Raw genomic sequence first — 15,852 nt, 5'->3', positions numbered from 1 at the left:
CAATCCTGGTCTAACAGAGCCTTTTTTAATCCCCGTCCCAGAAAAATCATTGGCAAATTAGCTACCCCTACCTTACACAACGGTAAGGCAAGCGTAAGCCATATCGATGGTAGCTGACTCGTCTTCTTGCGACTATAGATGCCGTAGACTAATCGCAAGAAAGGACTCGGTATGCAAACCACGCACATGGCGACCCCGGTACTGGAGGTCGCGCATCTCGAAAAGGTATATGGAGCGCTGGGCAACGTGACCCGTGCGCTCAACGACGTCAGCTTTACCGTCAACCGCGGCGAATTTGTTGGCATCATGGGCGCTTCGGGTTCGGGCAAGTCGACGTTGCTCAACTGCGTGTCGACCATCGATAGCGCCACGAGCGGCACCATCCGCATCAACGGGCAGGACGTGACGCGCATGAAGCAGGCCAAGCTCTCGCAGTTTCGCCGCGAGGAGCTCGGCTTTATCTTCCAGGACTCCAACCTGCTCGATACGCTCACGGCACGCGAGAACATCGCCCTGCCGCTCACCATTGCCCGCACAAACTCGGCAGAGATCTCGACCCGCGTGCAGGATGTGGCCGCGCGTCTGTCCATTAGTCAGGTGCTCGACAAGTATCCCTACCAGATGTCCGGCGGTCAGCAGCAGCGCGTTGCCGCGGCTCGCGCACTCGTCACCGACCCCACCATGATCATGGCCGACGAGCCTACCGGCGCCCTCGACTCCAAAAGCGCCCGCCTGTTGCTCGAGAGCCTAGAGGCCCTCAACCGCCGCCTGCGCGCCACCGTGCTCATGGTCACGCACGACAGCTTTGCCGCCAGCTACACGAGCCGTGTGCTGTTTATCCGCGACGGCAAGATCTTCACCGAGCTGCGCCGCGGCGACACCGACCGCCGAGAGTTCTTCGACCGCATTATGGAGGTCGTTGCCATGATGGGCGGTGAGGGCTCCGATGCTCTGTAAACTCGCTTGGGGTAACGTCCGCCGCGCCGGCCGCGACAACCTCGTCTACCTTTTGACGCTCACCCTGGGCGTCACGGTCTTCTATGCCTTTAACACCATCTCGATGCAGGTCGACATCGCCGGAATCGATGAAGAGGGCTTGGCGCAGGTTATGGGCAGCATGCTCGGCGACCTGACGTACTTTTTGGCCGGTGTCATGGCCTTTTTGATGGTGTATGCCAATAACTTCATCATGAAACGCCGCAAGAAGGAGTTTGGCCTGTACCAGGTGCTCGGCATGGGGCGCGGGCGCGTCGCCACGATCATGGCGCTCGAGACCGTGATTGTCTCGGTCGTGGCCTTTGTCGCCGGCATTGTGCTGGGTATGGGACTCTCCCAGCTCATGACGTTCTTTACGGCCTCGCTCTTTAAGACACAGATCGCCAATTTCCACTTCTTTTTCTCGGTGCATGCGTTCAACCTGACCCTTGCTTGCATGCTCGTAATGTTTGTGCTCACGCTACTGCTGAACCTTCGCGCCGTGCGTCGTACCAAACTCATCGAGCTTATGGGTGCCGAGCGTCGCAACGAGAGCATCAAGACACGCAACCCCTGGATTGCGATTGCCGTCTTTGTCGTGGGCGTGGCGCTTGTGGGCGTGGCCTATTACCGTCTGCTACGTGATGGGTTCCCGCTAACCGCGACGGACAGCAAGCTGCAAGAGGCCATGAACCAGTTTGGCATTACGACCGCTATGGTTACCGTGGGCACCTTTGCCCTGTTCTGGGGACTCTCGGGCATGCTCATCAAGCTGCTGCAGAGCCTGCGCGGCGTGTATTGGCGCGGCCTCAACATGTTTACCGTGCGCCAGCTTGCGGCCAAGGTCAACACGGTGTGCTTTTCGATGGGCGTCATCGCGATGCTCCTGTTTTTGGCCATCACCTCGGTGACGTGCGGTATGTCGATTGCCAACGTGATGAATGAAAACCTGGAGCGCTATAATCCTGTTGACGTGTCTCAGACGTATGTCTATTACACGCGCGAAACGCTCGACTACTACAAGGAGTATGTCAATCCGCCTGAGGCCGATCGCATGGTGCTGGCCGATGCAACGGTCGATTTGTACGCTGCATGGCATGGCGATCGTGTCGACCCCGATAACGTTGCAGACGGTATTAAAGGCAAGTCGGCGGACAACAACGACGAGACCGGCAAGAAGGTCAATATCGCCGATGTTGCCGGTGAGCATGTGCAGATCGATTCGTATCTGAGTTACCCGCTTGGCGGCTCGGATCCTTCGGTAACCCCAAGTGAGATGTGCAAGACCATGGGCGAAAAGCTTCCCAAGGCGTTCGGGGGTAGCAATGCCGACATGACAGGCCTGTCTGTGACGCCGGCAAGTCAGTACAACAAACTGCGCCAGATGATGGGCAAGGAGCCGGTGCACATCGGTCACGACCAGTATCTGCTCACGTGTGATATGGGCGGCGAGCTGGTCGACCTGTACACCAAGTATATGGCTGGCGGCCATACCCTTACCTTGGGCGGGCATACGCTCAAGCCCGCAACCGATAAGTCGGACGAAGATACGGCGGCCATCGCCAACTCGGCGATGGGCAGTAATGGGGGTACCGTCGTCGTTGCCGACGAGCTGTTGTCCCAACTTAATCTGCAGCCGTATTCCAGTAGTCTGCTCGTTAACTACAAACAGGGGATGGATACGACCGAGGCAGACGAGAGTATTAAATACACTGTGCTCGACAATCTGCTCGTTGACGGCAAGGAGCCGGGGTCGTGGGGAACCTTCATCACACGCTCCGAGATGTACGCGCAAGCAGCGCAAATGAACGGTCTTATTAGCTACCTAGCCATCTACATCGGCTTTGTATTGGTCGTTGCATGCGCGGCGATTCTGTCGATTCAGCAACTCTCCAACGTGGCCGACGGCAGCCGCAGCTATCGTGTGCTGGCACAGATTGGCTGCGACGACCGCCAGATTCGCCATTCGGTGATGGCACAGCAGGCGGTATTCTTCCTGTTCCCGCTGGCAGTGGGCCTGGCGCACTCCTTTGTGGCACTTAAGGTGATCATCGAGCTGGTGAGCATTTTCGGAAATATGAGCATCGGCGGCACCGTGGGCCTCACCTGTGCAATCTTCCTGGCGGCCTACGGCGGCTACTTCCTGGTGACCTACCTCATGAGCACCGGCATGGTACAAGCCGCCATCGCCACCCGCTACAGCGAGTAACAAGCGGGCAAAATCGTCGCAAAATCAGAGGCGTATGACCGCCGCGAAGGGACCAGGGGCCCTTTCGCGGCGGTTTTTGCCAATCTGGTGCGTCTCAGATACAAGTGAGTAGACTTTTTTGAACCTGCCGAGTACATCGCGACAAATGATCTATAAAACTGCAGGTCAGAGCTGTGGCGTTTTGGGGCGTGCTCGGCCTTCTGCAAAAAACCTACTCACTTGGTTTTTCTGCTAGAAGACCGCCACGAGGTAAGGCAACTCCCCCGGGTAGTCGTTGGGGACGTTCTTAAACGACTAGTCAAACAAGAACGTCCCCAATGACTACTTTGCGGGCAGCTAAAAGAGCCCCATTCTAAATTAGCTGCCCCGCCAACACCGCAGGTAGAGCAAAAGTCAGCGAAAGCTCGCCAGAGCGAGCAAGGTGCCTTGAAGCGAGGCGGCATTGACCTTTTGGTCATGCCGTCGAAGCTGAAAGGCAGATTGTCCAAATGCGACCAGCGCAGCGTCGGCCGGTTACGGCGTTTGGTAAAACGCCGTAACCTACACCCGCTCCGCGATCTCGTGGATGAGGTAGTCGGTCTTTTCCCAGCCCAGGCACGGATCGGTGATCGACTTGCCAAAGACGCCGCCGTCGACCGGCTGGTTGCCGTCCTCCAGGTAGGATTCGATCATAAAGCCCTTGACCAGCTTGGAGATGGACTCGTTGCGGCGGCAGCTGTCGAGCACCTCCTTGCAAATGCGATACTGCTCAAGCGGACGCTTACCCGAGTTGTCGTGGTTGCAGTCGATGACCGCTGCCGGATTGGCATAGCCGGCGTGCTCGGTATAGCGCTCGGCCAGGCGTTCCAGGTGCTCGTAGTGGTAATTGGGGTAGGTGCGGCCATCGAGACCGATGTAGCCACGCATGACGGCGTGTGCGAGCGGATTGCCGTCGCACTCGACCTCCCAGTTGCGGAAGATGAAGCTCTGGTGCGCCTGCGCGGCGTAAATGGAGTTGAGCATAACGGTGGTAGAGCCGGCAGTGGGATTCTTCATGCCGACGGGTACCGAAATGCCGCTCGATACCAGGCGATGCTCCTGGTTCTCGACCGAGCGTGCGCCCACGGCAACATAGCTCAGCAGGTCAACGAGGTACTGGTAATTGGACGGATAGAGCATCTCGTCGGCGGTGAAGAAGCCCGTTTCCTCAATAACGCGCAGGTGCATATGGCGGATGGCCTTGACGCCCTCGAGCAGGTCGTCGGGAGCCTCGGGGTTGGGGTTGTGCAGCAGGCCCTTGTAGCCGGTGCCCTTGGTGCGCGGCTTATTGGTGTAGACGCGCGGAATGATAATGAGCTTGTCCTTGACCTCCTCGGCGGTCTTGGCCAGTCGGTTCATGTACTCAAGCACCGAATCCTCGCGGTCGGCAGAGCACGGGCCGATGATGAGCACCTTGCGTGCGTCCTCGCCGGTAAAGACTTTGGCGACCTCGGCGTCAAATGCCTGCTTTTTGGCGGTAAGCTCGGCAGAAAGCGGCATTTCCTCGCGGATCTCCATGGGGATCGGCAGCCTGCGTTTGAATTCCATGGCCATAGGGGTCTCCTCAATCTATAGAAAGAGCAATAAGCGTATTGTCGAATGCTCGGCATTATCCGCTGTCGCACGCTAAAGTGCAACCCCTTGTCACCCCGAAACCTACCAAAAAGGGACAGGTTTATTTTGGTCGGTTTTATCTGGGAAAATGTCGGCACTCGCCGGAAGGGGGTCGGCGTACGGCACGCTGGAGCAAGTTGGATCTTCTGCGGCATACCCCGTGGGCAAAAAATGGCAAATATGAGTACTGTTGCTGGCGTAGTCTCATATCGAGCTTACAAGATAATAGGCATAACAGCAAATATGTTCATTAACGTTGGCACACAGAAGCATGTTAACGGGCGTTTTGATTAATTTGAAGGCGTATAGAAGCCGCAAAGAGGTCATTTGAGGCGGTTTTGGCTGCTACTAAAAATGTAACAGTACTCATATTTGACCTTTTTTGGCCACGGGGTCCGGAAGGGGCTGTCAATCGGGCCCCAAGAGAGCTAATTCGAGTGCCGTGGACGAAAAAACGGGGGCGCAGGTTGTCCTGCGTCCCCGTTCTCGGGCGTTATTCGTTCCCTGCAGCAGAATTTACGCCGCCTCGTCGAATTGCGAGTTATATAGGTCGGCGTAGAAGCCGCCCTGGGCGAGCAACTCGTCGTGCGTGCCCTTCTCGACGATATCGCCGTCGCGAATCACCAAGATCACGTCGGCGTTGCGGATCGTGGACAGGCGGTGCGCGATGACAAAGCTGGTGCGGCCCTGCATCAGCGCATCCATGGCGCGCTGAATAAGCTCCTCGGTGCGGGTATCGACGTTGGAAGTCGCCTCGTCCAGAATCAGTGCCGGGCGGTCGGCCAAAATGGCGCGGGCGATGGTCACGAGCTGGCGCTGGCCCTGTGAGAGGTTAGTGCCCTCCTCGTTGATCATAAAGTCGTAACCGCCGGCGAGCGTATGGATAAAGTGGTCGCAGCGTGCGGCGCGTGCGGCGGCCTCGACCTCGGCGTCGGTCGCATCGGGGCGTCCGTAGCGGATGTTCTCGCGGATGGTGCCGTTAAACAGCCAGGTGTCCTGCAGCACCATGGCAAACTCGCCGCGCAGTGCCGCGCGGTCCCAGTCGCGCACATCGACGCCCTCGACACGCAGCGAGCCGCCGTCCACGTCGTAGAAGCGCTGCAGCAGCTTAATGAGCGTGGTCTTGCCGGCGCCGGTGGGGCCGACGATGGCGATGGTCTGGCCGGGCTGCGCCTCGCAGCTAAAGTCGTGGATGATGGTCTTGTCGGGCGTGTAGCCAAACTTGACATGGTCAAACACCACGTGGCCGGGGCGCTTCTCGGGAATCTGCGCGTCGGCCTTCTGCTCCTCCTCGGGCGCGGCCAGGAACTCAAACACGCGCTCGGTGGCGGCGGCCATCGACTGCATCGTGTTGCTCACGTTGCCCAGCTGCTGCACGGGTTGCGTAAAGTTTCGAACGTACTGGATAAAGCTCTGGATGTCGCCGGGCGTGGCATTGCCGGTCAGCGCGAGCTGCGCGCCCACCACGACGACGCCCACGTAACCCATGTTGCCCACCAGGCTCATAAGCGGCATCATCAGGCCCGACAGGAACTGCGAGCGCCAGCCACTAATAAACAGGCGGTCGTTTTGACGGTCGAACTCCTCGATCGAGGCTTCGGCGCGGTCGAACACCTGAATGACGTTCTGGCCGGCAAAGTCCTCCTCGATAATGCCGTTGACGGTACCCAGGACCTGCTGCTGCTCGCGGAAGTACGGCTGCGAGAAGTGAATCATCACCATCAAGATAATCGCGGCGGCCGGCAGCGTGAGCACGGTGACGCCGGTGAGCGGCAGGCTGATCGACAGCATCATGACGAGGACGCCGATAATCTGCGTGACGGACGTAATAAGCTGCGTCACGCTCTGGTTGAGCGACTGGCCGAGCGTATCGACGTCGTTGGTGATGCGGCTGAGCACGTCGCCCTTGCTGTGGCCGTTGAAGTAACTCATCGGAACGACAGCGATCTTGGCGGCGATTTCCTTGCGCATGCGATAACAAATCTTTTGCGTGACGCCGGTCATGAGCCAGCCTTGGATCAGGCTGCAGACAGAGCTCGCCAGATACAGACAGAGCAAAAAGCCGAGCGTCTTGGCGATCCAGTCAAAGTCGACATCGCCGGTGCCGTTGACCTTGGCGACCAGGCCTTCGAACAGTTTGGTGGTGACCTGGCCGAGCACCTTGGGCCCCACAATGTTAAAGATGACCGAGCACACGGCAAAGGCGACGGCGGCAAACACGGCAATCTTGTGCTGACCGATATAGCCAAGCAGCTGCCTCATGGTGCCCTTAAAGTCCTTGGCCTTTTCGCCGCGACGCATGCCGCCCATGCGGCCCATGGGACCACGCTGGCGGGTGGGCTTGGGAATCTGAGTCTTGGTCTCGTCTGCCATTAGCGCTCGCCTCCTTCCGTGACGGCTGCAATTTCTTCTTGGGTAAGCCCCAGCTCCTCGGCGGAAAGCTGCGACTGTGCGATCTCCAGGTACGGCGGGCAGCTGCGCAGCAGCTCCTCGTGCGTACCGGTGCCCACCACGTGGCCGTCGTCGAGCACGATAATCTGGTCGGCGTGCATGATGGTCGCGATGCGCTGGGCCACGACCACGAGTGCGGCGTCGGTAACGTTTTTGGCCAGCTCCTCGCGCAGGCGCGCGTCGGTCTTGTAGTCGAGGGCACTAAACGAGTCATCGAACACCACAACCTCGGGCTTTTTGGCCAATGCGCGGGCGATGGCCAAGCGCTGGCGCTGACCGCCCGAGACATTGGAGCCGCCCTGGCTGATGGGGGAGTCGTAGCCGCCCTCGCGCTCGGCGATAAAGTCCTCGGCCTGGGCGATGCGTGCCGCCCGGTACATGTCCTCGTCGCTCACCATGTCGCCGGCAAACTTAAGGTTGCTCTCGACGGTGCCCGAGAACAGGCGTCCCTGCTGCGGGATATAGCCAATGCGGCGGCGTAGCTCGGAAAGGGTCATATCGCGCACATCGATGCCGTCGATCGAAATGCTGCCGCCCGTGACGTCGTACAGGCGCGGAATCAACTGCACGAGCGTGGACTTGCCCGAGCCCGTGGAACCAATGATGCCGAGCATCTGACCGGCGTGCGTGGTGAAGTTTACACCGCTAATGACGTCGGCGCGGGCATCGGGATACTGGAAACTCACGTCACGGAAGGTGAGCTCGCCGCGCGGCGCGCTGGCAGCGGGCAGTTTGGGCGAGGTGGGGTCGTTGATGCTCGTGGGGCAGGTGATGACCTCTTCCACGCGCTCGGCTGCGACCTCGGCGCGGGGCAGGATGACCGAAACCATGGTGAGGATCATAAACGCCATGACGATCTGCATGGTGTAGGAGATGAACGCCATCATGTTGCCGACCTGCATCACGCCGTCGGACACGCCCTGCGCGCCAAACCAGACGATAAGCACGGTGATGCAGTTCATGACGAGCATCATGAGCGGCATCATAAAGCTCATGGCGCGGTTGGTGTAGAGCTGCGTGGTCATTAGGTCGAGCGAAGCCTTGTCAAAACGCTCGAGCTCATGTTCCTCGCGGTTGAACGAGCGGATGGGCATAAGGCCGTCGAGCAGCTCGCGGGCGGTAAGGTTCACGCGGTCCACAAAGCTCTGCATCTTTTTGAACTTGGGCATGGTGAGGCCCATGAGCACGCCGACGACAGCCGAAACCGCGATGATGGCCACAGCGATGGTCCACTCCAGGCCGGTATGGTTGGCCAGGACGCGCATGACGGCGACGATGCCCATGACGGGAGCCATCAGGCACATGCGGATAAACAGGGTTGCGGCCATCTGGATCTGCTGAATATCGTTGGTGCAGCGGGTGATGAGCGAGGCCTGGCTAAACTTGCCCACCTCGGCCGGCGAGAAGTGCATAACCTTGTTGAAGGTCTCGCGGCGCAGGTCGCGGGCGATGGAGCAGGCGGTGCGCGAAGCCACGGCGCCGGTCAGGATGGTGGCGACCAGCGACACCAGACACAGACCAAACATCGTGGTCGCCATGCGGCCCAGGTAGGCGTTCTGCACGTCAGCGGGGTCGATGCCCTGTGCCTTGTACTCGTCCTGCACGTAGCTCACGGCGCGCTGGGTGACGATGGAGCCCGACATGGAGCCCATTTTGTCAGCCATATCGTTGGCGCCCTCGACGAGCTTGCCCTGATCGATAAGACCGCCTTCAACGCCTAGGCGCAGGCTCTTCATGGTGATCTTACCGCCGTCGGCGTCGATCTGCTTTTGCATGCTCTGCGCGGCTGCGGCCTTCTGCTGCATCTCGGCGAGCTGCTCGGGCGTCATCGCTGCCATCTGCTCGGGGGTGGGCATGGCCTGAGCGGCGCCGCCATCGCTTGCCTCGGTGGATGCGCCGGTCATGTCGCCCATGGAGTTGGCGTCAATGCCCTGGTTGAGCGAAAGGACGACGGTCTCAGGCAGGCTCATGATGTCGGCAATCTTGCCACCGTCGCCGCGCTCCTCCTCGGTGCCCTTGTACGTTCGAATGCCGTTATTGTCCGCCTTGCTAAACACGGCCTCCACAGCTTTGGCGTCCTTGGCGCTCATAAAGAGTTCGAGGTCGTCGAGCGATTCGGCGCGGATGGTGTCGGGTACGGGCGAGGCGATACCGCCTTGCTGTACGCCCACGTCGACGATGTCGCTCATGTAGGTAGGCAGCGCCAGATCGGCGTTGCAGCTGATTACGATAAGTACGATAGCTGTGAACAGTGCCGGGACATGCTTTTTAAAGAGCTTGAGAATCCTCACTCGGCATCTCTCCTTTCTTGATTGCGGTCGATAATTTCGTTGGCACGCCTAAGAAGGCGCACCATCTCTTGGGTATCTGTTTCGCCGAGCTGCTCGAGGAAAGCCGCGGTGCGGGCCTCGAATTCCCGACGTTTGATTTCGAGATCCTGGAATCCCTTGTCGGTCACTATGACGTGTACGCGACGACGGTCAGTCTTTGAGTGCTCGCGCTCGACCCAGCCCTTGGCTTCGAGGGCGCGTAGGATATTGGCGATGCGGGCGCTCGAGACCCAGGCGCGATCAGCGAGTTCGCTCGGCGTGAGCGAACCGCCGGCGAGTATGAGGGCGCGCATAACGGCCATCTCGCCGCCGAGGGCTTTGTCCGCAAAGCGCGAAATGCGCTGATGCATGCTGCCGAACTCGGTAAGGAGCTGACGCCCAAGTTCACGGAAATCGGTATCTTCCACCGAAAACCCCTAACACTAGAAACTATTTTCGGTGAAAGATGATACCCCTGCACGCGCACCCTATGCGGTAGATTTTGGGACATGCCTAGAAAACTACCTTTAGGCGACCTCCGTACACCGTCGGTGCCAGTAAAGTTTGGGGCAGATCGTTAGGCATGTCCCAAAGCCTACTCAGAGGCACTTTACCCTGCTAAAGCTGGCATAACAGCTAGAGTGAACGTCGTACAAAGGCAAGGAAAAAACCAAACAAATCGGTGAACGGTAGTTGTTCGCGCTCGCATTTCCTGCGGGTTTGTAAAAAGCGCCTTTATGATATAAAAAAAGAAACATATAACAGCCCAGATGGAGAGGGTCGCTATGTTATCCTTCACAGACGGGTGAAATCTTGGGTTTAGGGTTGCAGTTCCAAGGTGGACAAACGTTTTTCCCTGCACCAACATGTGGCGAAGAACGGAAGAAGCCGGTAGTGCAAGCCGAAAATTCAAGAATTCAATAAGCAGCGGTGTGAGAGAGCACCGCATTACACGTAACTAGGAGCGTGGTTACACAATGCAGGAGGCATGGGAAGGCTTCAAGGAAGGTATCTGGACGGGAGAGGTTGACGTCCGAGACTTCATCCAGAAGAACTACACCCCCTACGAGGGCGATGAGTCGTTCCTCGTAGGTCCGACCGAGCGTACCAAGGAGCTGTGGGGCGAGGTTCTCGACCTGCTGCTTAAGGAGCGCGAGCAGGGCGGTGTCCTCGATATGGACACCAAGACCGTCACGGGTATCGTGAGCCACCCCGCTGGCTACATCGATAACGCCCACCGCGAGAAGGAGACCATCGTCGGTCTCCAGACCGACAAGCCGCTTAAGCGCGCGCTGCACGTCAACGGTGGTATCCGCATCGCTTGCCAGGCTGCCAGCCAGCACGGCTATAAGGTCGACGAGAACGTTGTCGAGCGCTATACCTTCGAGCGCAAGACCCACAACGCCGGCGTCTTCGATGTTTACACCCCCGAGATGCGTGCTTGCCGCTCGGCTCACATCATCACCGGTTTGCCCGATGGCTATGGCCGCGGCCGCATCATCGGCGACTACCGTCGTGTCGCCCTGTACGGTGTCGACTACCTGATCAAGGACAAGGAGGCCCAGAAGGCTTCCACCCCGACGGTCATGACCGCCGACAACATCCGCGACCGCGAGGAGCTGCAGGAGCAGATCCGCGCCCTCGGCGAGCTCAAGATGATGGCCGAGACCTATGGTTTCGATATTTCCAACCCTGCTACCAACACGCAGGAGGCCATCCAGTGGATGTACTTCGCCTACCTCGCTGCCGTCAAGGAGCAGAACGGCGCCGCTATGTCCATCGGCCGTACCTCCACGTTCATCGACATCTACGCTGAGCGCGACCTTGCCAACGGTACCTTCACCGAGGAGCAGATCCAGGAGTTCGTGGATCACTTCATCATGAAGCTCCGCATGGTCAAGTTTGCCCGTACCCCCGAGTACCAGGCCCTGTTTACTGGCGATCCGCAGTGGGTCACCGAGTCCATCGGCGGCATGGGTGTTGACGGCCGTACGCTCGTTACCAAGATGAGCTACCGCTACTTGCACACGCTCGAGAACATGGGCACCAGCCCCGAGCCCAACATGACCGTTCTGTGGTCGACCCGTCTGCCCGAGAACTTCAAGAAGTTCTGCGCCAAGACTTCTGTCGCCAGCTCCTCGATTCAGTACGAGAACGACGACCTCATGCGCGTTTACCACGGCGACGACTACGGCATCGCCTGCTGCGTGTCCTCCATGCGCATTGGCAAGGAGATGCAGTTCTTCGGCGCCCGCGCCAACCTGGCCAAGTGCCTGCTCTACGCACTCAACGGCGGTGTTGACGAGGTCTCCAAGAAGCAGGTCGGCCCCAAATATCGCGCCGTCGAGGGCGATACGCTCGATTACGATGACGTTGTGGCCAAGTACAACGACATGATGAAGTGGCTCGCTGGCGTGTATGTCAACTCGCTGAACATCATTCACTACATGCACGACAAGTATTGCTACGAGCGCATCCAGATGGCTCTGCACGACAAGCACGTGCACCGCTGGTTCGCTACGGGCATCGCTGGCCTTTCCGTCGTGGCTGACTCCCTGTCCGCCATCAAGTACGCCAAGGTTCACCCCGTCCGCGACGAGAATGGCATCATCGTCGACTTCGAGACCGAGGGCGAGTTCCCCAAGTACGGTAACGACGACGACCGCGTCGACCAGATCGCTCACGACGTTGTGCACCAGTTCATGGAGTACATCCGCATGAACGACACCTACCGCAACTCCGTGCCCACGACCTCGGTTCTGACCATTACCTCCAACGTCGTGTACGGTAAGAAGACCGGCTCCACGCCCGACGGCCGCAAGGCTGGCCAGCCGTTCGCCCCGGGTGCTAACCCCATGCACAAGCGCGATAGCCATGGCGCCATCGCTTCGCTGTCTTCGGTTTCCAAGCTCCCGTTCCGCGATGCTCAGGACGGCATCTCCAACACCTTCTCCATCATCCCGAGTGCGCTCGGTAAGGAGGACCAGGTGTTCTTTGGCGATATCGACCTTGATCAGCTGGGCGAGTAACTATTGTTAGTGCTATACTAACAATAACGATTACTGATTAGCGCGCCGGTTTCGGCCGGCGCCTATCGATCGAAGGAGACACATTATGAAGGTTTCTGAAGTTTCCGAGACTCAGGCCGATAACCTGGTCCACATGCTCGACGCTTACGCCGAGAAGGGTGGCCACCACCTGAACATCAACGTCTTCAACCGTGAGACGCTGCTCGACGCTCAGGCTCACCCCGAGAAGTACCCGCAGCTGACCATCCGCGTTTCCGGCTATGCCGTGAACTTCCACACGCTCACCAAGGAGCAGCAGGACGAGGTCATTGCGCGTACCTTCCACGACAAGTTCTAAAGGGGTTTAACTCCCGCAGGATCGCCGGGCCGCTTTGGGTTACTTTCCAAAACGTCCTCGGACATGCAAAGGGCTCCGCTGCGCGCTTCGCGCGGCGGAGCCCTTTGCGTCCTGCGGAAATGTTTTGGAAAGTAACCCAAAGCGGCCCGGCGGGGGTCCTGTGTAGTCACCCTTTAGGCGGAACTCTCCTAATTATTTGGATGAGTCGTTTACTTACTTGTGCTGTTACCGTCTTCCCGCTGTTGTTGGGGTATGCTTTGTTCGTATGTAAACGTTTGACATGTTGATGGGGGAGGGTGCTATGGCTCGCGAGAGTGCTCGTTCTAAAGATACGGCTAAGCCTGGCATCAAGGAAGTTGCAGCGGTGGCGGGGGTTTCGCCTACTACGGTATCTCGCGTGCTTAATAATCGCGGCTACATTAGCCAGGAAACCCGCGATAAAGTCCATGCGGCGATGGAGCGCATCAATTACACGCCCAACGATATCGCCCGTGCCATGCTCAACGGTCGCCTGAACCTTATCGGCATGATTGTTCCCTTTGTGAGCAGCCCGTTCCATGCTCAGGTTGTGCAGGCGGTCGAGCGCACGTTAGCGGAAAACGGCTTTAAGATGTTGCTGTGCAACAGCGCCAATCGACCCGATCTTGAGCGTTCCTATATTGACATGCTCCGCCGCAATATGGTCGACGGCGTCATCGTCAACTCCCTCAATATCGGTGCCGAGGCATATGCCGAGATGGGCTTGAGCCTGGTTGGCATCGACTGCGATCTTGGCGAGGGCTCTGTCCAGATTGCAAGTGACAGCTATGGCATTGGCGAGCTCGCCACGCGCCGTCTGATTGATGACGGCTGCAGGCGTATCCTGTGCCTGCGCAGCAATAGCCGCATGCGCATGCCTGCCAATAAGCGTACCGATGCCTACCTCGATGTTGTTGAGCAGGCCGGTTTATCCGCGCTTGTCCGTGAGGTTGAGTTCGTTAAGCCCGACGACGAAAAGGGCGCGGTCGTTGCGAAGATCCTCGATGAGAACCCCGATATTGACGGCATCTTTGCGGGAGACGATACGATGGCGGCCATCTGTCTCAACGTGATGAAGCAGCGTGGCTTGAGCGCTCCAGACGATATTAAGGTCGTGGGCGCGGATGGTGCCCGCCGAACTATGACGTTTATGCCTGACTTAACAACCGTACGTCAAGATATCGATCGCATCGGAGAGCTCGCGGCGCAATCCATCATCGCTCTTATTAACGGCGATAATCCCGAATCGAATATCAAGCTCCCCGTTGAACTCATTGAGGGCAAAACCGCGTAGTTCATCCCGTGCGAAAAGAATTCCTCAAACGCCTCTGATGACCGTTCGCCGGCATATGTCAACCGTTTACCGACGACTGGAACTGCGAAAAGACGTATTGATATGAAAACGTTTGACATATGAAAACGATTGACATATCTTGCCATTGTACCGAGTTAGCATGTCGTGGAAAGGAAGTCTCGGATGCACAAGGTGTATTACCAGCCTGAGGGAATTTGGGTAGGCGACATCATGCCGTACGGCGAGGACGGCACGTTCTATCTCTATCATCAGCGTGACACGCGTAACCCCGAACCTTTCGGAGAGCCGTTTGGCTGGGCACTCGCTACGACCAAGGATTTCGTCAACTACAAGGACTTTGGCGAGAGCCTTGAGCGTGGCGGCGACGAGGAAGTCGACCAGTACATTTATGCCGGCACGGTGTTTAAGGTGGGCGACAAGTACCATGCGCTCTACACTGGTTGCAATCGCGATAAGGTCCGCGCACGTTTGATGAAGCAGGTTCTTCTTCACGCAACGAGCGACGACGCCGTCAAGTGGGAGAAGAACATCGCCGAGACGCTGCTTCCGCCCCAGGAGGGCTACGACGACCGCAACTGGCGCGATCCCTTTGTGCTTTGGGATGAGGAGAACGAAGAGTACATGCTCATCCTCGGCACACGTGTGGGCGAGGACAAGCGTCTGATGACCGGTCGTCTGGTCAAGTTCACCTCCAAGGACCTGACCAACTGGGAGTTCCAGGGCGACTGGTGGAACCCGGGCCTGTACACCATGTTCGAGATGCCTGATCTCTTTAAGATGGGCGACTGGTGGTACCTCGTCTTTTCCGAGTACAGCGACGGCAACAAGACCCGTTACCGCATGTCCAAGTCCATCAACGGTCCTTGGATTACCCCCGCTGACGACTCCTTCGACGGCCGCGCGTACTACGCCGCTCGCACCGCATTCGATGGCGAGCGCCGCGTTCTCTTTGGTTGGGTTCCTACGCGTGACGAGGGCGGTGACCCCAGCTCTTACCTGTGGGGTGGCACTTTTATGCCCCTCGAGATCGTTCAGCGTGCCGACGGAACGCTCGGCACCAAGCTCCCCGACAGCATGCTTGGCGCCTTTGGCGAGGCTAAGGCAGTCGAGACCTTTGAGCTTTCCTGCGAGTCGGGCAAGGTCGAGCAGGTGCTCGCCGCAGATGCCGGCTCCACCTACTTGCTCGATGCCGACATTGAGCTCGGCGGTAACGCTGCCGGCTTCTCGGTCAAGTTCGCCGAGGACGCCGAGACCGGTCTTGCCTATGAGTTCCGCGCCAACCTGCGCGAGGGCAAGCTCGAGTTCACGCCGGCTCCCCAGTACCCGTGGTTCCAGGTCAACAACATGGGCCTCGAGCGTCCGTTGTTCTTTAAGGGCGAGGGCACTCACCATGTGCGTCTGGTCGTCGACGACGACATCGCGACCATCTTTGTCGATGACGTTGCGCTCAACGCTCGCTTCTGCAACAAGCAAGGCCAGGGTGTGGCGCTTACCGTCACCGACGGTGCGCTCAAGTGCGCAAACGCAACGATCGCGTCTCTGTAGCGGCAACGAACCGTTTTATGATTTAGAAAAGG

General features: G+C 58.5%; 10 protein-coding genes. 6 read left to right on the top strand and 4 right to left on the bottom strand.

What is annotated here, in order from left to right; genetic code table 11:
• Positions 1-186: 186 nt before the first annotated feature.
• Positions 187-957: an ABC transporter ATP-binding protein gene (locus AAAV44_RS08575; RefSeq protein ID WP_155813824.1), complete on the top strand. Its 771-nt coding sequence runs from the start codon at positions 187-189 to the stop codon at positions 955-957.
• Positions 947-3,184 carry an ABC transporter permease gene (locus tag AAAV44_RS08570; RefSeq protein WP_349115339.1) on the top strand — a complete coding sequence of 746 codons (2,238 nt, stop codon included), beginning with the start codon at positions 947-949 and terminating at the stop codon, positions 3,182-3,184. Before AAAV44_RS08575 ends, AAAV44_RS08570 begins: the two co-directional genes overlap by 11 nt.
• 540 nt (positions 3,185-3,724) lie before the next feature.
• Here AAAV44_RS08570 and AAAV44_RS08565 read toward each other — a convergent pair.
• The 4 genes from AAAV44_RS08565 to AAAV44_RS08550 form a co-directional block, all read right to left on the bottom strand.
• Complete coding sequence (locus AAAV44_RS08565) at positions 3,725-4,756, bottom strand: 3-deoxy-7-phosphoheptulonate synthase (RefSeq protein ID WP_022094323.1); 1,032 nt, start codon at positions 4,754-4,756, stop codon at positions 3,725-3,727.
• A gap of 576 nt (positions 4,757-5,332) precedes the next feature.
• A complete protein-coding gene (locus AAAV44_RS08560; protein ID WP_349115338.1) occupies positions 5,333-7,189 on the bottom strand; it encodes an ABC transporter ATP-binding protein in 1,857 nt (618 codons plus the stop codon).
• On the bottom strand, positions 7,189-9,558 hold the full coding sequence (locus AAAV44_RS08555) for an ABC transporter ATP-binding protein (protein WP_349115337.1): 2,370 nt from the start codon (positions 9,556-9,558) through the stop codon (positions 7,189-7,191). The genes AAAV44_RS08560 and AAAV44_RS08555 overlap by 1 nt, the downstream gene beginning before the upstream one ends.
• The gene (locus AAAV44_RS08550) at positions 9,555-10,004 is read right to left on the bottom strand and encodes a MarR family transcriptional regulator (RefSeq protein ID WP_260699375.1); all 450 of its coding nucleotides are present in this window, start codon (positions 10,002-10,004) and stop codon (positions 9,555-9,557) included. Before AAAV44_RS08550 ends, AAAV44_RS08555 begins: the two co-directional genes overlap by 4 nt.
• A 549-nt stretch (positions 10,005-10,553) precedes the next feature.
• On the opposite strand from AAAV44_RS08550, the gene pflB reads away from it, so the two are divergent.
• From pflB to AAAV44_RS08530, 4 genes are all read left to right on the top strand, one after another.
• On the top strand, positions 10,554-12,605 hold the full coding sequence (pflB, locus tag AAAV44_RS08545; RefSeq protein ID WP_035137643.1) for a formate C-acetyltransferase: 2,052 nt from the start codon (positions 10,554-10,556) through the stop codon (positions 12,603-12,605).
• Positions 12,606-12,690: 85 nt separating this feature from the next.
• Positions 12,691-12,942 carry an autonomous glycyl radical cofactor GrcA3 gene (gene grcA3, locus AAAV44_RS08540; protein ID WP_006234861.1) on the top strand — a complete coding sequence of 84 codons (252 nt, stop codon included), beginning with the start codon at positions 12,691-12,693 and terminating at the stop codon, positions 12,940-12,942.
• A 301-nt stretch (positions 12,943-13,243) separates the two neighbouring features.
• Positions 13,244-14,254 (top strand): LacI family DNA-binding transcriptional regulator, encoded by a 1,011-nt coding sequence (locus AAAV44_RS08535; RefSeq protein ID WP_229090598.1) that lies wholly within the window; start codon positions 13,244-13,246, stop codon positions 14,252-14,254.
• 183 nt (positions 14,255-14,437) lie between these two features.
• On the top strand, positions 14,438-15,820 hold the full coding sequence (locus tag AAAV44_RS08530) for a family 43 glycosylhydrolase (RefSeq protein ID WP_035137642.1): 1,383 nt from the start codon (positions 14,438-14,440) through the stop codon (positions 15,818-15,820).
• Positions 15,821-15,852 lie beyond the last annotated feature (32 nt).

This window comes from Collinsella sp. CLA-AP-H1 (assembly GCF_040092945.1).
Taxonomy (GTDB): Bacteria; Actinomycetota; Coriobacteriia; order Coriobacteriales; family Coriobacteriaceae; genus Collinsella.
Note: the sequence above shows the minus strand (reverse complement) of the source record. Positions and strands in the feature narration are given on the sequence as shown.

What these genes read in the sequence shown, in the direction of transcription:
- AAAV44_RS08530 (WP_035137642.1), top strand. Translation starts at nt 14,438, where the DNA reads ATGCACAAGGTGTATTACCAGCCTGAGGGAATTTGGGTAGGCGACATC.
- AAAV44_RS08535 (WP_229090598.1), top strand. Translation starts at nt 13,244, where the DNA reads ATGGCTCGCGAGAGTGCTCGTTCTAAAGATACGGCTAAGCCTGGCATC.
- AAAV44_RS08570 (WP_349115339.1), top strand. Translation starts at nt 947, where the DNA reads ATGCTCTGTAAACTCGCTTGGGGTAACGTCCGCCGCGCCGGCCGCGAC.
- pflB (WP_035137643.1), top strand. Translation starts at nt 10,554, where the DNA reads ATGCAGGAGGCATGGGAAGGCTTCAAGGAAGGTATCTGGACGGGAGAG.
- AAAV44_RS08575 (WP_155813824.1), top strand. Translation starts at nt 187, where the DNA reads ATGGCGACCCCGGTACTGGAGGTCGCGCATCTCGAAAAGGTATATGGA.
- AAAV44_RS08560 (WP_349115338.1), bottom strand. Translation starts at nt 7,189, where the DNA reads ATGGCAGACGAGACCAAGACTCAGATTCCCAAGCCCACCCGCCAGCGT.
- AAAV44_RS08565 (WP_022094323.1), bottom strand. Translation starts at nt 4,756, where the DNA reads ATGGCCATGGAATTCAAACGCAGGCTGCCGATCCCCATGGAGATCCGC.
- grcA3 (WP_006234861.1), top strand. Translation starts at nt 12,691, where the DNA reads ATGAAGGTTTCTGAAGTTTCCGAGACTCAGGCCGATAACCTGGTCCAC.